Raw genomic sequence first — 21,303 nt, forward strand, 5'->3', positions numbered from 1 at the left:
CCGTAAGCATCGCGCGGCGCGTCGTCGCCAGCCTCACGGTTCCAGCTCTCGCATCAATCTCAAGTGACAGCTGCTTTGATGGCGAAGCGCGCATCCTTCCACGCACTGGTGTGCAGGATGTCCTCAAGCACTTTGACGGCCTGCCAGACATCGGCATAGCCGATATAGAGCGGGGTGAAGCCGAAGCGCATGGTCGATGGCGCGCGAAAATCGCCGATCACGCCACGTTCGATCAGCGCGCGCATGACTTGGTAGCCATGCTCATGCATGAATGAAATCTGGCTGCCGCGTTTTTCCCCATCGCGCGTGCTTTCGAGCGTGAGCCCGTAAGTGCCGCACTTTGCCTCGACAAGCTCGATGAACAGATCCGCCAGCGCGATGCTCTTCTTGCGCACCGCCGTCATGTCGACATCGTTCCAGATGTCGAGCGCGCCCTTCAGCGTGCGCATCGACAAGACCGGCTGCGTGCCGCACAGAAACCGGCGGATGCCGGTGCCGGCCGCATAGCCTGGCTCGAAGGCGAAGGGCCGTGCATGGCCCCACCAGCCGGTGAGCGGCTGCTGGATGTAGGAAAGATGCCGCTCAGCCGCATAGATGAAGGCAGGCGCGCCCGGGCCGCCATTCAGATATTTGTAGGTGCAGCCAACGGCAAAATCGGCGTTTGCCTTGTCGAGCTCGACTGGCATCGCGCCGGCGGTGTGGCAGAGATCCCAGACGATCATCGCCCCGGCTTCCTGAGCCCTGCGCGTCAGCGCCGGCATGTCGCGCAGTTCGCCCGACTTATAGTTGACGTGGTTGACCAGCACCACGGCGGTGCGTTCGTCGATCAGCTCTTCGATGGTCGGCGCGTCGACCCCCGAGAGGCGCAGCAGCGTATCTTTTCGCGTCGAAACCACACCCTCGGCCATGTAGAGGTCCGTCGGAAAACTATCGTCCTCGGCGACGATGACCTGCCGCTCCGGTCGCATGGCCATGGCGGCGTGCAGCAGCTTGTAGATGTTGACCGATGTCGTGTCGCAGACCACCGTCTGGCCGGCCGCGGCACCGATCAGGCGCCCGAGCTGGTCGCCAAGTTCAAGCGGCATGTTGAACCAGCCGGCCGTGTTCCATGCGCGGATGAGATCATGCGACCATTCTTCGGTCGCGGCCTTGTGCAGTTCATCGAAAGCGGCACGTGAAGCAGCTCCTAGCGAATTGCCGTCGAGATAGATCACTCCTTGCGGCAACACAAAGCGGTCGCGCATCGCGCGCAGCGGATCCGCGGCATCCATCGCCTTTATGGCCACGAGATCGGGAATTCCTGTCATGATTTGTCTGCTCCCCCAAGATCCAACGCAACGCCGGACACGCATCGACTGTTCTTCCATTACCTGGTTGCGCGCAGCAAGGCTCCACCGGCGAGAAGCAGCCTGACCAGGCGGTGGAAACTGGGACTTAACCCGAGGTTGGCGTTTTGAGTTCGTTTCGTTCACGGTGCATCGACCAAACCGCACAGTCGATACGGGTTCAATTCCGTGCCTTTTGCCGACCGACGGCCGATGCCAGTGCTGCCTTCTAGGAGGCCAGAAGGGCGCAAACGAAAGCAGAATCAAGGCGATGAGGCTCGCGGCGGTGAAAATGCGGTACGCCGGTAGGGGACGTCGTTTGTTTCCCGAGCCTTAACGCATTCATTAAACTTTAAACAGTTGCGGAACACAACTGGAACAGATAGTGTTTGTTCTGGGTTTGTTTTTCTGATTCTGTTGGGGGTCGCTATGCTGACACGCAAACAACACGAACTGCTTATGTTCATCCACGAAAGGTTGAAGGAAAGCGGTATCCCGCCTTCATTCGACGAGATGAAGGAAGCGCTCGACCTGGCTTCCAAATCCGGAATCCACCGGCTGATTACGGCGCTGGAGGAGCGCGGCTTCATTCGCCGTTTGCCCAACCGGGCCCGTGCGCTGGAGGTGCTACGCCTGCCTGACTCGATCGCCCCCGGCCTCAATGCGGCACGCAAGTTCTCGCCGAGTGTCATCCAGGGTAGTCTTGGGCAAGGCGCCCCTCGGCAAGGCAAGCCGACATCGTCGCGCGTGCCCGCAGCCGGAAATGACGACGATGTCGTCGCCGCCGTTTCGATCCCGGTGATGGGCCGCATCGCTGCCGGTGTGCCGATCGACGCCATCCAGCACCAGACGCATTCGATTTCGGTGCCGCCGGATATGATCATGGGCGGCGAGCATTATGCGCTCGAGGTCAAAGGTGATTCGATGATCGAGGCCGGCATTTTCGACGGCGACACGGTGATCATCCGCAATGCCGATACGGCGAGCCCCGGTGAGATCGTGGTGGCACTGGTCGACGAGGAGGAAGCGACGCTGAAGCGGTTCCGCCGCAAGGGCGCCTCGATCGCCCTGGAAGCCGCCAATCCGGCCTACGAGACGCGCATCTTCGGACCAGACAGGGTCAAGGTGCAGGGCAAGCTCGTCGGACTGATCCGCCGCTACTGAGCTCCGCCCTTGGCGCCGGCTTTGTCGGCCCTGCGGTATGGCGGCAGGCCCCGTGCCGCGCGTGAAAATTTCCGCTGCACGTGCCAGGGCCGGTATGATTTTTCGACGGCGAAGCGGATCTCGGCGCGTGTTGCCGCTTGTGGATCGAAATAGACGGCGGCACTTCCCGCGCGCGCCAGTTGCCGTTTGGTGACGACGAGGACCAGCCGGTCGTAGTAGCAGGGGTTATGGGCGGTGGCGTCGTCGATGACGACCAAGCTGGCAAAGGCGCAGGCTGGCCGCGCAGTATCGCGGTCCTTGGCTTGCGCGATGATCGCGCCGGATGGATGCCTGGCAAGGCAGAGGCCGTCCGTGCAAATGAACGGCATGCCCGGCGGTAGGTCGGCCGGATCGGCAATATCGAATTGCGGGTCGTTCTTTCCAGGTGTTTCCGGCGCGACGATAGCCTCTGATGTGAGCGCGCGTTTCCAGTTGTCGATGGTGAACTCATTCGGGCGTGCCCGGTTGACCGCGAGTTCACCGCTGCCGATCGGCAGCGCGACCAGCCGTGCGTCCTCCGAGACCAATACGTCGGGTATGCGTGTCTGCGTTGTCGTCAGCAAGCCGGCGAGCGCAAAAGGAAGTGCCGCCAGCCGCAACCACGTCGTCGCCATGCTGGCAATGACGAGGGCGATCGTCACCAGAAGGACGGATCTCAGCGAAATCAGCCCGACCGCATCGATGGGCGAGCGCTCCGAGATCCACCCGGACAGGGCGATCATCGCCGTCAGCCCCTTGCCCATGACATAGAGGAAAGGGCCATCCGCACCGAACGGCATCGCCAGCGCGCTGAGAACGGCGAAGGGCATGACGACCAATGAGACGATGGGCATGATGGCCAGATTGGCGAACAGGCTGAGCGGCGCCACGCGCTGGAAATGCCATATGGCGAAAAGCGCTGTGGCGCTCCCTGCAATGATTGAGGTCATCGCCAGACCGCACATGCCCAGCAGGACCTTTCGCGTGGCAAAGCGTAGCGGCGACCGCCGCGGCGGCGGCGTGGTGGCCCTGCCGGCGCGGTAATCGGACCAGCCTGCATAGGCGCCGACAAGGGCCGCCGTCGCGGCGAAGGACATCTGGAAACTCGGACCGACCACCTCGTGCGGCGATACCAGGATGACCGCGATGGCCGAGATCGCCAGGTTGCGCATGGTGAGCGCGGCCCGGTCGAACAGCACGGCGATAAGCATCACCGCCAGCATGATGAAGCTGCGTTCGGCCGCCACGACTATGCCGGAAAAGACGAGGTAGGCCGCAATCGAAAAAAGCGCGGCGGCCGCGGCATATTTCTTGACCGGCCGTCGCGATGAGAAATCGGGAAACAGCGCAAAGGCACCCCGCAGCAGCGCCATGATGGTGCCGGCGACCAACGCCATATGCAGCCCCGAGATGGAGATGATGTGGTAGATGCCGGTGCGCCGCATCGCTTCGTTGATCTCCTCGGGAATGCCGGCGCGCACGCCGACGATCAGCGCAGCAGCAATCTCGCCCTCGGCACCGCCGATGCGGCTGCGGATATGGTCGGCGATGGATTCGCGCGCGTCTTCGATCGCGGAAGAAAGCTGCGCGGCAAGCGGCATGCTGTCCGACGACACGATTTTCGGATTGCCGAGAAAAAAGCCGCTGCCGCCGATACCGGCGAAATAGCTGTCGAAGGAGAAATCATAGCTGTCGGGCCGCACCGGGCCGGTCGGCGGCAGCAGCCGCACATAGCCGGTGATCTCGGAACCGGCGGTCAGCTCAGCCGGTATCTTCATCGCCGAAACGCGGACCCGTTCCGGCATGTAGCGCAGTGTCGGCCTGGCGGTTGAGATCACATCGATTGTCAGCCTGATGCGGCCGCTCGCCATGGGCTCGTACGATACGACGCGACCCGTCAGCCGCGTCGAGATTTCGGAGCCGAGCATATGCGTTCCGACACGCCATGTTTCGAACTTGGCGGCAAGTACGCCAAGCGCGCAGAGCAGTGCCACCATGAAGCACAGGCGCGTCCTGGGCCATGACCGCGAGACGACGGCACAAAGGGTCGCGAGGAGCGCGATTGCGATCGGCTGTGGAAAGGCCGGCTCCACCGACAGCCCGAAATAAACGACCACCCCGCATGCGAGGAACACCGGCACCAGCAGGAAGGCGATGCCGCGGTCGAGTTCCAGACCGGCCGCTGTGGTTACGCTGTTGCGGATACGGGACGGTGACGGGAGGCGGAAACGCCTGCGCAGGCGTACGATAGGCTCGCCCGCGGGCACGAGAACCGTTGCTGGGTCGCTGGCCGGCAGCGACGGAGCATCGAAGCGCGGAGCAGGTAGCAATGCCGGTGCCGGCGGGACAGGCGGGGGAGCGGCAAACAGCAAGCGTTCGCTGACGTCGCTGCCAACGTCCTCGCCCTCGCCCGCACCACGGCCTCGCACAGCCATCGGGTCTGCCCCTTGCGCCCTCGACCTCCTATGCTACATGAACGCGCAACGCGCGAAAGTCCGCAAACCCACTTCCTTCGCCCGCCTGAGAGTTCCATGCCCGATAAGGTCGTCACCCGTTTTGCCCCCTCGCCCACCGGCTATCTGCACATTGGCGGCGCGCGCACGGCGCTGTTCAACTGGCTGTACGCCAAGCACACGGGCGGCACGATGCTGCTGCGTATAGAGGATACCGACCGTGAGCGGTCGACGGATGCGGCGACGGCAGCCATTCTCGACGGGCTTTCCTGGCTCGGACTCACCTGGGACGGCGCGCCTGTCTCGCAGTTCGAGCGCGCGCCGCGCCATCGCGAGGTGGCCGAGGAGCTGGTGCGCGTGGGCAAGGCCTATTACTGCTACGCGACGCCGGCGGAGCTGGAGGCGATGCGCGAGGCAGCGCGAGCCAAGGGGCTTCCGCCCCGCTATGATGGGCGCTGGCGCGACCGCGACCCGTCGGAGGCGCCGCCCGGCGCCAAGGGGGCGATCCGCATCAAGGCGCCGACAGACGGCGAGACGGTGGTGCATGACCGCGTCCAGGGCGACGTGCGCTTTCCCAACAAGGATCTCGACGATTTCATTATTCTGCGCTCGGACGGCAATCCCACCTACATGCATGCCGTCGTCGTCGACGATCACGACATGGGCATCACCCACATCATCCGCGGCGACGATCATTTGACCAACGCCGCACGCCAGACCGTAATCTATCACGCCATGGGCTGGGAGGTGCCGTCGATGTCGCATATCCCGTTGATCCACGGTGCCGACGGCGCCAAGCTGTCGAAGCGGCACGGTGCGCTTGGCGTCGAAGCCTATCGCGCCATGGGCTACCTGCCGGAGGCGCTGCTCAACTATCTGGCGAGGCTTGGCTGGAGCCACGGCGACGATGAGATCATGTCGATCGCCGACATGATTACATGGTTCGACATTGGCGACGTCAACAAGGGCGCCGCCCGTTTCGACTTCGCCAAGCTCGAGGCGCTTAACGGCGTGCATATGCGCCGGATGAACGACGCGGCGCTGCTCGACATCTTCATCGCCACTCTGCCCTATCTAGAAGGCGGCCCGGCAATCGCCGCTCGCCTCGACGACAGACGCAGGGCGCAACTGCTTGCCGCGTTGCCGGGCCTGAAGGAGCGCGCCAAAACGCTGGTCGAACTTGTTGAAGGGGCTGCATTCCTTTTCGTCGAACGGCCGCTGCCGGTCGACGAGAAGGCGGCGGCGCTGCTCAGCGGTGAGGCGCGCGCGATCCTGCGGGGCGCTCATGCGGCACTAGCCACGGTTTCGGAGTGGTCTGCCGCCTCAGCCGAAGCCGCGATCCGCGACTATGCGCAGGCCGCCGGCCATAAACTCGGCGCCGTGGCCCAACCTTTGCGCGCCGCGCTCACCGGCAAAAGTACCTCGCCAGGTGTCTTTGATGTGCTTGCCGTGCTTGGCCGCGAGGAAAGCCTGGCGCGGATCGCTGATCAAATCGATTAGCAAACTGGCCCAAGAAGATTGGCATTGAAAGGTGTGTTTCGCAGTGCAACATTGGGTCTTGGCCTAATCTGCCGCGCAGATTCAATTGCGGGCGCAAATGTGCGTATTCCGATGCTTTTGACGTGTTGGGTTCAGATATTTTGCCTTTGCCGGCCTGAGGAAACAAAAAGGAGTTTGCTATGACCGAACCTGCGACAAAAATGGAATTTGGCGGCAAAACCCAGGCATCGACGGCCAAGCTGGAACTCGGCGGCAAAACCCATGAATTCAAGATACGAAGTGGTTCGGTAGGACCTGACGTCATCGATATCGGTTCGCTCTACAACACCGCCGGCGTCTTTACCTACGATCCCGGTTTTACGTCGACGGCGAGCTGCGAATCGGAAATCACCTTCATCGATGGCGATGCCGGCATTCTTTTGCACCGCGGCTACCCGATCGACCAATTGGCCGAGCACGGCGACTTCCTCGAAGTCTGCTATCTCTTGCTCTATGGTGAACTCCCGACCAAGGCGCAGAAGGACGATTTCGACTACCGGGTGACGCGCCACACCATGGTGCATGAGCAGATGTCGCGCTTTTTCACCGGCTTCCGCCGTGATGCGCATCCGATGGCGGTGATGTGCGGCGTGGTCGGCGCGCTGTCGGCCTTCTATCACGATTCCACCGATATCTCGGACCCCTATCAACGCATGGTCGCGTCAATGCGGCTGATCGCCAAGATGCCGACGATCGCGGCGATGGCCTATAAATACCACATCGGCCAGCCATTCATTTACCCGAAGAACGAGCTGAATTTCGCAGCCAATTTCCTGCATATGTGCTTCGCCGTGCCTTGCGAGGAATACAAGATCAATCCGGTGCTGGCCCGCGCGATGGAGCGCATCTTCATCCTGCACGCCGATCACGAACAGAACGCCTCGACTTCGACCGTCCGCCTGGCCGGCTCGTCGGGCGCCAATCCTTTTGCCTGTATCGCTGCCGGCATCGCCTGCCTGTGGGGTCCCGCACATGGCGGCGCCAACGAGGCAGCCCTGAACATGCTGGGCGAGATCGGTCATGTCGATCACATCCCGGAATTCATTGCGCGCGCCAAGGATAAGAACGATCCGTTCCGATTGATGGGATTTGGCCACCGCGTTTACAAGAATTACGATCCGCGCGCCAAGATCATGCAGAAGACCGCGCACGAGGTCCTGGGCGAGCTCGGCATCAAGGACGATCCACTGCTCGACATCGCCATGGAGCTGGAAAGGATCGCACTGACCGATTCCTATTTCATCGAGAAGAAGCTCTATCCGAACGTCGATTTCTATTCCGGCATCACGCTGAAGGCGCTGGGCTTTCCCACCACCATGTTCACCGTGCTGTTCGCGGTCGCCCGCACCGTCGGCTGGATCGCGCAGTGGAAGGAGATGATCGAGGACCCGCACCAGAAGATCGGTCGCCCGCGCCAGCTCTATACCGGCGCGCCGGAACGGGACTACGTGCCAATCGCGAAGCGGTGAAGGTGGTGAATGGTGAATGGTGAATGGTGAATGGTGAATGGTGAATGGTGAATGGGAGTAGCGAAGCGTCGCTCCCTGTCCATAGAAACCACTATTCACAATTCACTATTCACAATTCACTCAGTTCCTCACCATCCCCATCACCACACCCGCGGCAATCTCGCCTGACGGCTTGGCGGTTGCCATACGCCCGGCAATGTCGGCAAAACCGTGCTTCTGCCAGGTGCGGTAGGCGGTATCGGAGAACAGCGCTTCCAACTGCCGCGCCAGATAATGCGGCCGCACATATTGATTGTAGTGTTCCGGCACAACCGGCCGGTCGGCAATGAGATTGGGCAAGGCTGCGCTCCATACTTTGATCAGCGGCTGCGCCATGCGCATGACCGGATCGAGCCGGTAGCAGGAGATCATCGGCACACTCGCCAGTGCCAGTTCCAGCGATACTGTCCCCGATGCGATCAGCGCCGCATCGGCCTTGCCGAAGGCCTGCCATTTGCGTTCGGCATCAAGGATGACCTCCGGCTTCTCGTCCCAGCTCGCGACCGAGGTCCTGACCAGGTCGGCGACGTGCGGCACCGTCGGTAACAGCAGGCGCAAGCGGTGTCCGCGCGCCCGCAGGATCGACACCGTCTCGCCGAACGGCCCGACCATGCGTCGCACCTCACCACGACGCGAACCTGGCAGTACAAGCAACGTTTTGACGTGATCTGCGGACAGGTCACGCGGCTGCGCCTGCGCCCTGGCGGCACTGATTATGCCCGGATCGTGTGCAAGGCGATGCCCGACATAGGTGCCGGGCGGCCCGCCCAGGCGAGCGAGTTCCTTCACCTCGAACGGCAGGATGCAAAGAATGTGATCGACATATGGCTTCATCGCCGCCGCCCTGCCCGGCCGCCACGCCCACACGCTCGGGCAGACATAGTGGACGATCGGGATAGTCGGATCGGCGGCACGCACCTTCTTGGCGACGCGCAGCGAGAAATCCGGACTGTCGATGGTGATAAGGCAATCGGGCTTTTCACCAGCAATCGCGTTTGCCGTCTGGCCGATCCGCCGCATCAGGCGCGGCAGGTCGCGCAGGATGGCGCTAAGCCCCATCAGTGCGATCTCGCTGCCGTCGAACAATGGCGCCAGGCCGAGCGCCTGCAAATGGCGGCCGCCGATGCCGACAAGCCGAACTTCGCGCCCGGTCATGCGCTTGAGCGCCTGCACAAGGTCGGCGCCAAGCAGGTCGCCGGACTCCTCGCCGGCGACGATGGCTATCTTTAACGGCCGCTCATTCGCCATGCGCCGGCTCCGCAGCAGGCAGGCCGATCACGAACAGGCCGAGCGCATTGGCACGTCCGATGGTGGCGGGACCTTCGAGCACTAGCGAGCGACCGGCTTCGACGGCAATGCCGGCCAGTCCGGCGGCATGCGCCGCCTCGACGGTCAGCGGACCGATGGAGGGTAGATCGGCACGCAGTTCCTGACCGGGCTTGGCGCATTTGACCAGAACACCGCGGCTCCCGCCGGCCAGCCTGCCGTGCCCACGCAACTCCCTTGTCCGCTCGAGCAGCCCGTCGGTGCCTTCGACGCCTTCCAACGCAATGGCGCGGCCGCCGACCGCAACAGCCGCTTGGCCGATATCCAGCGCGCCGATGGCTTTTGCCGCCGCGTGCGCCGCCTCGATGTCGCGCCAGTCGGATTTGCGTGGCGCCGTCTTGGTCAGCAGGCCTTCGGCGGCGACCAGCTCCGGCACGATCTCGTGAGCACCGACGACCTTGATGCCGCTGCGCTCGATCCTGCGCACGAACAGTTTCAGCACCGTATCGTCCCCCCGGGTTACACCGACGAAGAGGCTGGGTAGCCACGCGAGCAGGCCCAAATTGAGGCGCATGGCGCTCAGCCTGGGGCGGCGCGTGATATGACCCGCGGTTACGAGATGCGTGACGCGGTGCCGCTTAAGGATCGGCAGCAGCGAGCCGACGTCTTCCAGCCTCAAGGTTGCCTGCTCATAGGGCTCGAAATCGGCTATGCGATCGACCTCGCCGGCCGCCATCACGACGAAGGGCAATTTGCCTTGCCGGGCGAGCGCTCGGGCAATTTCGACCGGGAGACTGCCGCCGCCGGCGATGATGCCGACCTTGGCATCTGGCGCGAGATCAAGGCCTTTTCCGGCAGCCTCAATCTTCGTCATCTGCCCTCAGTCTTCATCATCGGTGTCGTCGCCGTCGCTACCCTTGAGGGACGGCACGGCGTAGTGCCGCTTGCCGCGACCGGCGATGAAGTCGACGATCTTCATGGCAGTCGGCGACGAGGCGAATTCCGCCTTGGCAAATTCGATGTTTTCGCCGACGGTCCGGGAGCGATCGAAGATCGTCTTGTAGGCTTTGCGCAGCAAGTGGATCTCCGAACGCGGCAGGCCGGCGCGCTTCAGGCCAATGATGTTGAGGCCGCGAAGGCTGGCACGGTTGCCAACAGCGATGGCGTAAGGAATGACGTCGCCGACGATCGCCGAGCAACCGCCGAGAAAGGCGTTATCGCCGATGCGGACAAACTGATGAACCGCGGTAAGGCCGCCGATGTAGACATTGTCACCGACTTCGCAATGCCCGCCTAACGTCGCTTGATTGGCGAAGGTGGCGTTCTTGCCGACCACGCAGTCATGGGCAATATGGGCATAGGCAAGGAAATTGCCGTTGTCGCCGATCGTCGTCTCGCCGCGGCTGGAATCGGTGCCGACATGCATGGTGACACCTTCGCGGATCGTGCAGTTCTCGCCGATCACCAGCGTGGTACGGCCGCCCTTGTGCTTGGTGTTCTGCGGCGGCCCGCCCAGTATCGCCATCGGATAGACCTTGGTCGATGCACCGATCGTGGTCGCGCCAATCACCGAGACATGGCTGACCAGTTCGACGCGGTCGCCGATCACGGCGTCGGGGCCGACGTGACAGAAGGGCCCGATGCGGGCGCCTTCGCCGATTTGGGCGCCTGCCTCGATGACCGAGGATGGATGGATGACTGTCTGGATTTTCATTAGCATTCGTTTGTCAGCCGCTTGCGACCATCATCGCCGAGATCTCGGCTTCCGCCGCCTTGGCGCCATCGACGAGGGCCTCGCAAGCGAATTTGAGAAGATTGCCGCGTTTCTTGATTTTCTTCACATGAATTTTCAGCTGGTCGCCTGGAACGACCGGCTTGCGGAACTTGGCATTGTCGATGGTCAGGAAATAAACCAGCGACGGCTTTTCCGTACCAAGGCTGCGGATGCAGATGGCGCCGGCCGTCTGCGCCATCGCCTCGATGATCAGCACGCCGGGCATGACCGGCTGGTCGGGGAAATGACCTTGGAAATGCGGCTCGTTTATGGTGACGTTCTTGATGCCGATGGCGGATTCATCGCCATCTATGTCGACAATACGGTCGATCATCAAGAACGGATAGCGGTGCGGCAGGAGCTTCATCAGCCGCATTATGTCAACCGCTTCGAGCGTCGCCGCTGCGATGTCAGCCATTTCCCCCCTCACCCTGTTTGCGCGTCCGTGCAAGTCTGCGCAAGGCCGCTATCTCGCGCATGGCTTCCGCCATCGGCTGCGCCGGATATCCTCCCCAAATCTCACCGGCAGGCACATTGCTCATAAACCCGCTTCTTGCCGCAAGCTTGGCCCCGGACCCGATGGTCAAATGATCCGCAAGGCCGACACCGCCACCCATGGTGACGTTGTCGCCTACCGTCACGGAACCGGAAATACCCGAAAGCCCGGCTATAATGCAATTGCGGCCGATGCGAACGTTGTGCGCGATCTGCACCAGATTGTCGATCTTGGTGCCCTGGCCGATGATCGTGTCGGACATGGCGCCGCGATCGACGGTCGTATTCGACCCGATCTCGACGTCGTCCTGGATGATGACACGGCCGATCTGCGGAACCCGCTCCGGACCCTTGGCGCCGGCCACGAAACCGAAGCCATCCTGGCCGATCCTGGCACCGCCATGGATGATGACGCGATTGCCAATCAACGCATATTGCACGCTGGCACCTGGACCGACATAGCCGTCGCGGCCAATCTGCGAGGACGGACCGATGACCGCATGCGGGGCAATGACGGTCCCGCTGCCGATGGCAGCGCGCGGTCCGATGATCGCACCCGCTTCGATGATCGCACCGGCCTCGACATGGGCGGTCGCATCGATATGGGCGTGCGGCGAGATACCGGTTTCGCCGGTCATCGGTCCAGGCGTTGCAGCGGCCGGAAAAAGCAGACGCCCGACCATTGCGAAGGCCTGCTGCGGGCGCGGATGCACCAGCACCGCGATGCCCGCCGGCGCCTTGCCGGCAAATTCGGCAGGGCAGAGAACCGCCGCCGCCCGCAGTGACTGCATCAGGGCGAAATTGCGCCTGCCATCGACGAAGACAAGGGCGTTCTCGCCGCCTTCGTTGGCGGGCGCCAGAGCCTCGATCGATACATCGAAGAGACCGGAATCAACAAGCGTCGAGCCGGTCAGATTCGCGACTTCGCCGGCCGTATACCGGCGTGAGGGCGCGAAGAACACCGGATCGGTCATTCCAGAAGCAATATCCAGCTAGCGCATGACCCCGAAATCGGAAATCGACCCTCGGAAAGGATCATGCGCAAATCAAAATGCTACAACGTCCTTTGCGCGTCCGATAGGACGCGCTGCGCTGTAGTGTCGGATCACTGCCATCCGGATCCAAACGAGCCGGAAGCATCATTGCCCGCACATCAGAAGCGGGTCGATATGCCGAAGTTGAATTCCTGCACGTCGTCGGTCTTTTCCTTCTTGACCGGGATCGCATAGTCGATGCGGATCGGGCCGAAAGGCGATGCCCACATCAAACCGACACCGACGGAAGCGCGCCATTCCATGCCGGTTGTCGAAGAATTGACAAGGCCACTTGCGATTTTGCTGCCGTAGAGCGTTGCCGCATCGGCGAACACAGCGCCACGCAAACCGAAGCTTTCGGGGATGACCGGCAGCGGGAACTGAGCTTCCGCCGAGGCATTGAAGTAGGTGGTGCCGCCGAGATGGTCATTGCTGTTGTCCGAAGCAACCGGGCCGATGCCGCCGTATTCGAAACCGCGGATCATACGATCGCTGCTCTGGAAATGGTCGAAGACGCGCAGATCGCCGTTGCCATAGCCTTGGACATGGCCGGCGCCGCCCGAAATGAGGCCCACCAGGTCCAATTGTTCGGACAGCGTCTGATAAATGCTGCCGCGCGCCGTGACCTTGATGAACTTGGCATCGCCGCCGACGCCAGCCACTTCGGTGCCGACATTGGCATAAATACCGTCATGCGGGTTCTTCATGTCGTCGATGGTATTGTAGATCAGGCCGAGGCTGACCGAGGACTTGAGCCATGGGCTCTCTTCAACGCCGTTTACGATCGCCTGGGAGACGTCGCAGGTGCCACCATTGATAACGGGAACGCAGCCCTCGTCGAACTCGTACTTCTCTTGCGCAATATTATAAGCCAGCTGCGTTGAGATATTGTCGGTGATCGGCAGACCGAAGCGGACGGTCGCGCCTGTCGTGTCGCTGTCGTAATGGTCGTAGTTTCGGCTCTGCTTGTAGATGTCGAAGCCGGCCGCGATCCGGCGGCCGAGGAAATAGGGTTCGGTGAAAGAGAAGCTGTAGTCGCGCGAGTTCTTGCCACCGCCCGCCGCCACCTTGATGAATTGGCCGCGACCGAGGAAGTTGCGCTCACTGACGGAACCTTCGACGGACGGACCTGACGTTTCACCGCCGCTCGAATAACCGGCGCCGACCGTGAACTCACCGGTCGATTTCTCGACCACATCTACCACCAGCACAACCTGGTCCGGCTCAGAACCCGGAACGGTGGAAATTTCGACTTTTTCAAAATAATCGAGCGCTTCCAGCCGCCTCTTCGCGCGCTGGATGAGCACCTGATTGAAAGCATCGCCTTCGCTGACATCGAACTCGCGGCGAATGACGTAGTCGCGCGTCCGATCGTTGCCGCGAATCTCGATGCGCTCGATATAGGCCTTGGTCCCCTGATCGACCGTATAGACGACCGAGATCGTGTGGTTCTCGAAGTTGCGGTCGCCGCGCGGCGTCACCTGGGCGAAGGCATAGCCGGATCCAGCGACCTTTTCGGTCAAGGCGATGATCGTGTCCTCGACGTTCTTGGCGTTGTAGACATCGCCCTTGTGGGTCTCGACCACCGATTCAAGTGACTTGGCGTCGACCTCGGGGATCGTGCTTTCGACGCTGACATCCCCGAACGTATAACGCTCGCCCTCCTGTACCGTGATGGTGACGGTGTATTTGTTGGTGGTGTCGTCGAGTTCGCCGACAGCCGAGACGACCTGGAAGTCGGCATAGCCGTGATTATAATAGAAGCGGCGCAGCAGCTCCTGGTCGGCGCGCAGCTTGTCCTCGTCATAAACGTCGTCGCGCAGCACGAACGACAGGAAGGACGAACGCTTGGTGGAGATGATGTCCGACAGCCGGCGGCTCGAATAGGCGCTGTTGCCGACGAAATTGATCGCTGCGATCTGGGTGCGGCCGCCTTCGTTGATGTTGAAGACCACGTTTACCCGGTTGTCGCCGAGATCCATGATCTGGGTGGTCACGGCGGCATCGTCGCGGCCGATACGCCGGTATGCGGCCTTGACCGCCTCGACATCGGCATCGAGCTGCTGTTGCGAGAAGGTGCCGCGCGGCTTCAATTGCACCGCGGCCTCAAGCGCGTTGTCCTTGAGCTTCTTGTTGCCCTGGAACAGCACCTGGTTGACGACCTGGTATTCGGACACCTTGATGACCAGCGTCGATCCGACCTGGTTGATCTGCACATCCGAAAACAGCCCGGTGCCAAACAGCGCCTTGACCGCATCGTCGATATCCGAACTGGAAAACGCCTTGCCGGGCTTGATCGTCACGTAATTGCGGATGGTGTCCGCGTCGACACGCTGATTGCCGGTGACTTCGACTCTGGAGACGACAGCCGCCTCGGCGGCCGATGTGGCAACGAACTGCACTGCGAGCGCGCCTGGTACAACCAGAGCGGCGGACATAGCCACCGCGGACGCGGCGCTCAGAAACTTGGATGCTGCCTTCATCGGGCTTTTGTACCTTTTCTCGAAGTCCCCACGGCGAGAAAACCGGACGTGCGGTAATTTCCCCTACCGTATTAACCGGATTTTCCCTACACGCAAGGCTTCTGGTTAATTTGTATTTACTTAACCCTGCGGCGTGGCTTTCGCGTCACGCATATCCCCACGCATGGTAAACGGCGTCTCAACATTGCTCGTGCCGAAGCCAAATTCCTTCATGATTTCAGCACCCAAACAGATCGTTCCAGAAAACAAAGCCCATGAACCCGAGCACCAATATGAGGCCGCTTCGGTAAGCCATTTCCATCATGCGTTCGGACACCGGCCGCCGGATGACAGCCTCCACGCCGTAGAACAGAAGATGCCCTCCGTCGAGGGGGGGAATCGGCAAAAGGTTGAGAATCCCTATCCCGACTGACAGGAATGCAACAAGCTGCACGAGCCATTCAAAGCCGAGCTTTGCCGCCTGACCCGACATCTTGGCGATCTTGATGGGGCCGCCCAGCTGGCACTTGTCCTCGCGACCGACAACGAAACGTTGCAGCAACTGGCCGGTACGCTGGATGACGTGTCCGGTTTCCTGGACCGCTGCCCCGACCGCCCCGGCCGGACTATAGGTGATCAGCCGCGGCTGGCCGAGTTCCTTGTTGTTGACGACGCCGATCACGGCCACCTGGACCTTGTTGCCCAGCGCGTCTTGTTGTTCCATCAAGCGCGGCGTCGCCGTGACGGTGATTTCCTTGCCGGCGCGTAGCATGACGAAGGTGATGCTGTCGCCCGCGCGGCCAGAGACCAGACGCTGGACGTCGGCGAAGGTCTCGACCTTGCTGCCGTCGACGCTGACGAATCGGTCGCCGGGCATGATGCCGGCCGCGGCGGCCGGACTGCCGACAGTGACCTCAGCCACCATCGGCTCCAGCACGGGCCGGCCATGGACGGAAAACAGCACGGCAAAGACGGCGATCGTCAGCAGGAAGTTGAACAGCGGCCCCGCCACGACGGTCGCCGCCCGCTTCCAGATCGGCTGCGTGTGGAAGGCGACCTTGCGTTCCTCGTCGCTCAGCGCCTCGATCTCCTCGGAGCTGGGCTGGCTCGACGTCGCGTTCATGTCGCCGACGAACTTGACGTAGCCCCCGAGCGGTATGGCGCAAAGCTTCCAGCGCGTGCCGCGGCTATCGTTGAAGCCGATGATCTCTGGGCCGAAACCGATCGAAAAGGCTTTTGCGCCGATACCGCACCAGCGCCCGACGAGGTAATGGCCCATTTCGTGGACAAAAACGACCACGGTCAGCACGAACAGGAAAGGCACCAGCGTGCCGAGGACAAAGCCCTCTGTGCTGAAAACCGCGTGAAAAATCTCGTTCAATTCATGCCCTCAAATTCATCCACGGCACAGATCACGCCGCGACTGTGACATCAATCCAGGCGAATCCATGACGCAGCCCCGCGCCGGCCCACCGACGATGCCGTTCAAACCGGAAACAGCCCCTGTGCCGGATGGTCGGCGGTCGCGGAAATCCAGCCGATGACGTATAGGGCGAAAGCCGCCGCGACAAGCCCATCTACCCGATCCATGATGCCGCCATGGCCGGGTATCAGCGTGCCGGAATCTTTACGGCCGTGGCGTCGCTTGACCCATGATTCGAACAGGTCGCCGGCCTGCGCGACAATCGAAAGCACCAGTGCGACCACGCCAAGCACGACGAGGTTGCCCGTTCCGGCTACGGCGGCCAGAAGCAGCCCGGCCACTACGCCGCCGACCACCCCACCGAGCGCCCCGCTCCGCGTCTTGCCCGGCGAGATCGACGGCGCCAGCCTTGGACCACCGATGGAGCGGCCGACGAAATAGGCAAAGATATCGGTCGCCCAAACCACGGCGAATAGGAACAGAATGGCCAGCAGCCCTGAATGGTCGCCGTCACGCAGGAAGGCCAGCGACAAGCCGGACACGGCCGCATAGGCAAGGCCGGATGCTTCCCACGGTCCTGCCCTGCGCATGGAAGAAGCGACGGCAGTGACAGCAACCAGAGCCGCGACGAGCGGCAGCAGCAAAGACGCAGGCAGGCCGGCGACGAGGGCACCAATAAAGACCACGATCAGCGCCTCGGGCAGAAAGCCGAGACCTGCCGTAGCACCAGCACCTGCCGGGGCAACGGGGCGGCTCATCCGCGTCCACTCGTAGAAGATGACCGCCGCCATGGCAGCGCAAAGCAACCGGAAGGACAGTCCGCCGAGCCAGGTCAGGGCAAGCGTGACGATGGCAAGCACGACGGCCGAAATGACCCGGAGTTGGAGGTTGCTCATTCCTCAGCCTGAGGCGACATCTTGGGCGGCAAGTCCGCCGAAGCGGCGCTCGCGGCCGGCGAAATCGCGCAGTGCATCGGACAGGTGCTCGCGACTGAAGTCGGGCCAGTAGCAAGGCAGGAAAACGAGTTCGCTATAGGCTGCCTGCCATAACAGGAAGTTGGACAGCCGAAGCTCGCCGCTGGTGCGGATGACAAGTTCCGGGTCTGGAATGCCCTCTGTATCGAGCGAGCTGGCAAAGGAATCGGCCGTGATCGCCTCGCTCTCGATCTCACCGCGCGCCACCGCCGCTGCGAGCTTGCGCGCGGTGCGCACGATCTCGTCGCGCCCGCCGTAATTGAAGGCAATGACCAGTGTCAGCGCCTCGTTGCTGAGAGTGAGCGTTTCGGCTTCCTCGAGCAGCCCCCTTATGTCGGGCTGCAGGCCTGCCCTGTCACCGATGACCCTGATCCGCACCCCACTCTGGTGCAGCTCGGCGAGGTCACGTCGGATGAAAAGCTTAAGCAGGCCCATGAGGTCGCTGACTTCGGATTTCGGCCGTGACCAGTTTTCCGACGAAAAAGCGTAGACGGTCAGGAAGGAGATGCCGAGGCCGGGGGCGGCGCGCACTGTCTTGCGCAGCGCCTCGACGCCGGCGCGGTGACCGGCCAGCCGCGGCAAGCCGCGCGCCTTGGCCCAGCGTCCGTTTCCGTCCATGATGATCGCGACATGCGCGGGCGTTGCCATATTCTCGCTTCCGGGCCAGGCGTGGCCAGACCCTAGACCTGCATGATTTCCGCTTCCTTGTCGGAAAGCAGGTGGTCGATGGTGCTGATTGTCTCGTCGGTCAGTTTCTGAACCTGGTCGGCCCGTTTGCGATGGTCGTCCTCACTGATGTCGCCGTCCTTTTCCGCCTTTTTCAGAAAGTCCATGCCGTCCCGGCGAACGTGGCGTGCGGCGACGCGGGCATTCTCGGCATAACCGTGCGAGATCTTGACCAGCTCCTTGCGGCGCTGTTCGTTGAGCTCGGGCAGCGGAATCCTGAGATTGGTACCGTCGACGATAGGATTGAAGCCGAGATTGGCTTCACGGATGGCGCGGTCGACTGCGCTGACCATCGACTTGTCCCAGACCGAAACCGAAATCATGCGCGGTTCCGGCACCGACACTGTTGCCACCTGGTTGATCGGCATGGTGGTGCCATAGGCCTGCACCTGGACGGCATCGAGCAGGTTGCTCGACGCGCGGCCGGTGCGCAGCGAAGCCAGATCATGCTTGAACGCGGCGATCGCCCCGTCCATGCGCCGTTTGAGATCGTCGTACTCGCCACTCATCATCGTCTCCTCGACCCGTTAACCCGGGTTCACTGCTTAGGCCCCTGTTCGAGCCTCATCCGCAACCGGTCCCTTTCGGGTTCATGGTCCGGTCAATCGTCTGCGACAACCGTGCAACGGCCGCCGCCCCTCAGGATATCGCCGAAGCCACCCTTCTCGTGGATCGAATAGACGATTATCGGAATGTTGTTTTCGCGCGCAAGTGCAATCGCCGCCGTATCCATGATCGAAAGCCCGCGTTTGATGACTTCGTCATGGCTGATCCGCTCGAAACGTGTCGCATGCGGGTCCTTCTTGGGATCAGCCGAATAGACACCATCGACCTGGGTGCCCTTGAATAGAGCATCGGCGCCGATCTCGGCAGCGCGAAGGGCTGCAGCCGAATCGGTGGTGAAGAACGGATTACCGGTGCCGCCGGCGAAGATGACGACCTTGCCCTGGTTCATGTAGGCGGTCGCCTGACGCTGCGAAAAACTTTCGCAAAGCTCGGGCATGGCGATCGCCGACAGCACCACGGCGTCGACACCGATCTTGTTGAGCGAGGTGCGCAACGCCAGCGAATTGATAACCGTGGCAAGCATGCCCATATGGTCGCCGGTGACGCGGTCTCCGCCTTTTGACGCAACCGCGACGCCACGGAAGATGTTGCCGCCGCCTATGACGACACCGACTTCGATGCCCAATGCGCGGGCCTCGGCGATGTCGGCGGCGATGCGGTCGACCACCGATACGTCGATGCCGAAATGCTGCTCGCCCATCAACGCTTCGCCCGACGCTTTCAGCAAGACACGTCGGTAGAGGGGCTTCACCGTCATCTGGTCCTCGTCATCGTGCGTGTGACGCGTTTCGGTGCGCCCCGAAACACTGGGCGTTCCGATACACGAAGGGCGCCCCGCTGCCCCGCGGCGCCCGAGCCGGAAGTTGAGATCGTGGACCTGGATAGCCGTCAGCTCACGCCGGCAAAAGTGCCTCGCATGAGCAGATCCGGCAGATAGCTTGCCGGCTTACCGCCAACCGCCTGCCCACCGGTCAGGCCGCCTTGTATTTCAGGGCCGAAGAACGAATACGGAAAGGGCGTGACCGGCCGGCTCACCGCATCGAGCCGTGCCCGAAGATCTTCGGGAATGTCGAAATCAAGCGCGCCGAGATTGTCCTTGAGCTGGTCAAGCCTGGTGGCGCCGACGATGACGGACGCAATGCCTGGCCTGTTTGCCGTCCAGTTCAGGGCGACCTGGGCCATGCTGCGGCCGAGCTGGCCGGCAACCCTCTCCAGTTCGGCGACGATTTGCCAGTTGCGATCGGTGAATTTCTGGAAACCGGGATTGGTCGAACCACGCATTGTCTCCAGCCGGCCACCATCCTCGACGATTGTATCGAAACGGTATTTTCCGCTGAGCAGGCCGCTGGCCAATGGACTCCAGACCATGATTCCGGCGCCATAGCGCGTGCCGAACGGCACGAACTCGTGCTCGATGTTGCGCTCGGCCAGCGAATATTCGAGCTGAAGCGCCGAAACCGGTTCATAGCCGCGATGCTCGGCGACGGCCTGCGCCCGGCTTGCGTACCAGGCCGGCACGTCGGACAGACCGACATGCCGGATCTTTCCGGCGCGCACCAGATCGTCCAGCGTCCGCATCACCTCCTCCGGCGGCGTCAGCCTGTCCCAGGTATGGAGGATGTAGAGGTCGATGTAGTCGGTGCCGAGCCGCTTCAGCGAACCGTCTATCGCCCGCAGGATGTTCTTGCGGCCGTTGCCCCCGGCGTTCGGGTTGCCCGGTTCGGCGTTGTAGGTGAATTTGGTACTGATCACCGCCTTGTCGCGCAGCCCGCGCTCGGCGATGAATTCGCCGAGCCAGGTTTCGGCCGTGCCACCGGTATAGAGATCGGCGGTATCGAAGAAATTGCCACCGGCTTTGATATAGGCATCAACCAAGGCGCGCGCGGTTTCCTTCTCCGCGCCCCAGCCCCATTCCGTGCCGAACGTCATGGTGCCGAGCGCCAGGCGGGTGACACGCAGCCCGCTGTTGCCGAGCGTGTAGTAGGACATGGTCATGGATTTCTCCTGCAGTTTGAAAAGCGGGATTGAGGTCTTGCCTGGGATACGCAGTCAGGCCTTGGCCAGAGCATCGACCACCACCTGGAAGCGGCGCGGATCGAAATAGTCGTGGTAGGCGCTGATCAGACCGCTCTTGAAGTGGAAAATCGCGATATTGCTGTTGGTGTATTCAGTGCCGCCGATCAGCACCGCGCGGTTCTTGTACTCAACGACGATCGCGTCCGAATCCGCTGCCGGATAGATGGCTGTCAGCTGCGAATCGAAGGATTCGAAATTACCGAAGAGGACTCGGAAGGCCGCCAGGATCGCGGCCTTACCATCGATGCTGTTTCCAAATCCTGCCTGTGGGTAGAAGACAAGTATACGGCCATCTTCAGCCCAAAGGTCGCCCCATGCCTCAATGTCGTTGCGGTGCATCAGATCAAAGAATTTACGCACGGTCTCGAGATTACGGGTTCGTTCGGAATCGAGGTCGGTCATTAGACGTCTCCTTGGCTGCTCGGCGATTGCCGTGTGATGCAGCCAAAGATGCGCCCTCCTTTCCCCGCCGATAAGATTGCATTATCCGAATGGACTA

The 21,303-nt window shown here is 62.0% G+C and carries 18 protein-coding genes; 3 read left to right on the forward strand and 15 right to left on the reverse strand.

The window, feature by feature from the left end:
* Positions 1-59 precede the first annotated feature (59 nt).
* Entirely contained in the window at positions 60-1,307 is a 1,248-nt protein-coding gene (gene kynU, locus NKI08_RS00190) for a kynureninase (protein ID WP_352766594.1), read from the reverse strand.
* 447 nt (positions 1,308-1,754) lie between these two features.
* Here kynU and lexA point away from each other — a divergent pair, with 447 nt between their 5' ends.
* The gene (gene lexA / locus NKI08_RS00195) at positions 1,755-2,489 is read left to right on the forward strand and encodes a transcriptional repressor LexA (protein ID WP_023674949.1); all 735 of its coding nucleotides are present in this window, start codon (positions 1,755-1,757) and stop codon (positions 2,487-2,489) included.
* Here the strand turns inward: lexA and NKI08_RS00200 are convergent.
* The gene (locus NKI08_RS00200) at positions 2,483-4,942 is read right to left on the reverse strand and encodes a ComEC/Rec2 family competence protein (protein WP_352766596.1); all 2,460 of its coding nucleotides are present in this window, start codon (positions 4,940-4,942) and stop codon (positions 2,483-2,485) included. The genes lexA and NKI08_RS00200 overlap by 7 nt on opposite strands.
* A gap of 96 nt (positions 4,943-5,038) precedes the next feature.
* Here NKI08_RS00200 and gltX point away from each other — a divergent pair, with 96 nt between their 5' ends.
* Together gltX and gltA are read left to right on the forward strand one after the other, a co-directional pair.
* A complete protein-coding gene (gltX, locus tag NKI08_RS00205) occupies positions 5,039-6,460 on the forward strand; it encodes a glutamate--tRNA ligase (protein WP_352474272.1) in 1,422 nt (473 codons plus the stop codon).
* 179 nt (positions 6,461-6,639) lie between these two features.
* Positions 6,640-7,968 carry a citrate synthase gene (gene gltA / locus NKI08_RS00210; protein WP_023674946.1) on the forward strand — a complete coding sequence of 443 codons (1,329 nt, stop codon included), beginning with the start codon at positions 6,640-6,642 and terminating at the stop codon, positions 7,966-7,968.
* A 120-nt stretch (positions 7,969-8,088) separates the two neighbouring features.
* Here gltA and lpxB read toward each other — a convergent pair whose 3' ends face one another.
* The 13 genes from lpxB to NKI08_RS00275 form a co-directional block, all read right to left on the reverse strand.
* Positions 8,089-9,255 carry a lipid-A-disaccharide synthase gene (gene lpxB / locus NKI08_RS00215; protein WP_352766599.1) on the reverse strand — a complete coding sequence of 389 codons (1,167 nt, stop codon included), beginning with the start codon at positions 9,253-9,255 and terminating at the stop codon, positions 8,089-8,091.
* Positions 9,245-10,147: an LpxI family protein gene (locus NKI08_RS00220; RefSeq protein ID WP_352766601.1), complete on the reverse strand. Its 903-nt coding sequence runs from the start codon at positions 10,145-10,147 to the stop codon at positions 9,245-9,247. The genes lpxB and NKI08_RS00220 overlap by 11 nt, the downstream gene beginning before the upstream one ends.
* 6 nt (positions 10,148-10,153) lie before the next feature.
* On the reverse strand, positions 10,154-10,987 hold the full coding sequence (gene lpxA / locus NKI08_RS00225; protein WP_352474276.1) for an acyl-ACP--UDP-N-acetylglucosamine O-acyltransferase: 834 nt from the start codon (positions 10,985-10,987) through the stop codon (positions 10,154-10,156).
* 13 nt (positions 10,988-11,000) lie between these two features.
* The gene (fabZ, locus tag NKI08_RS00230) at positions 11,001-11,465 is read right to left on the reverse strand and encodes a 3-hydroxyacyl-ACP dehydratase FabZ (protein ID WP_023674942.1); all 465 of its coding nucleotides are present in this window, start codon (positions 11,463-11,465) and stop codon (positions 11,001-11,003) included.
* Positions 11,458-12,516: a UDP-3-O-(3-hydroxymyristoyl)glucosamine N-acyltransferase gene (gene lpxD / locus NKI08_RS00235; protein ID WP_352474278.1), complete on the reverse strand. Its 1,059-nt coding sequence runs from the start codon at positions 12,514-12,516 to the stop codon at positions 11,458-11,460. The genes fabZ and lpxD overlap by 8 nt, the downstream gene beginning before the upstream one ends.
* 179 nt (positions 12,517-12,695) lie before the next feature.
* The gene (bamA, locus tag NKI08_RS00240) at positions 12,696-15,059 is read right to left on the reverse strand and encodes an outer membrane protein assembly factor BamA (protein ID WP_352474279.1); all 2,364 of its coding nucleotides are present in this window, start codon (positions 15,057-15,059) and stop codon (positions 12,696-12,698) included.
* Between the two features lie 217 nt (positions 15,060-15,276).
* Positions 15,277-16,419: an RIP metalloprotease RseP gene (rseP, locus tag NKI08_RS00245; protein WP_352766604.1), complete on the reverse strand. Its 1,143-nt coding sequence runs from the start codon at positions 16,417-16,419 to the stop codon at positions 15,277-15,279.
* Positions 16,420-16,523: 104 nt separating this feature from the next.
* A complete protein-coding gene (locus NKI08_RS00250; RefSeq protein ID WP_352474281.1) occupies positions 16,524-17,357 on the reverse strand; it encodes a phosphatidate cytidylyltransferase in 834 nt (277 codons plus the stop codon).
* Between the two features lie 3 nt (positions 17,358-17,360).
* Positions 17,361-18,083 carry an isoprenyl transferase gene (locus tag NKI08_RS00255; RefSeq protein WP_023674936.1) on the reverse strand — a complete coding sequence of 241 codons (723 nt, stop codon included), beginning with the start codon at positions 18,081-18,083 and terminating at the stop codon, positions 17,361-17,363.
* 32 nt (positions 18,084-18,115) lie between these two features.
* Complete coding sequence (gene frr / locus NKI08_RS00260) at positions 18,116-18,670, reverse strand: ribosome recycling factor (protein ID WP_084640965.1); 555 nt, start codon at positions 18,668-18,670, stop codon at positions 18,116-18,118.
* A 92-nt stretch (positions 18,671-18,762) separates the two neighbouring features.
* Positions 18,763-19,485 (reverse strand): UMP kinase, encoded by a 723-nt coding sequence (pyrH, locus tag NKI08_RS00265; RefSeq protein ID WP_023674934.1) that lies wholly within the window; start codon positions 19,483-19,485, stop codon positions 18,763-18,765.
* A 131-nt stretch (positions 19,486-19,616) separates the two neighbouring features.
* A complete protein-coding gene (locus NKI08_RS00270) occupies positions 19,617-20,723 on the reverse strand; it encodes an aldo/keto reductase (RefSeq protein WP_352766607.1) in 1,107 nt (368 codons plus the stop codon).
* Between the two features lie 54 nt (positions 20,724-20,777).
* Entirely contained in the window at positions 20,778-21,206 is a 429-nt protein-coding gene (locus NKI08_RS00275; RefSeq protein WP_352766609.1) for a nuclear transport factor 2 family protein, read from the reverse strand.
* Positions 21,207-21,303 lie beyond the last annotated feature (97 nt).

This window comes from Mesorhizobium sp. M0768, assembly GCF_040320195.1.
In the GTDB taxonomy this organism is placed as follows: Bacteria; Pseudomonadota; Alphaproteobacteria; order Rhizobiales; family Rhizobiaceae; genus Mesorhizobium.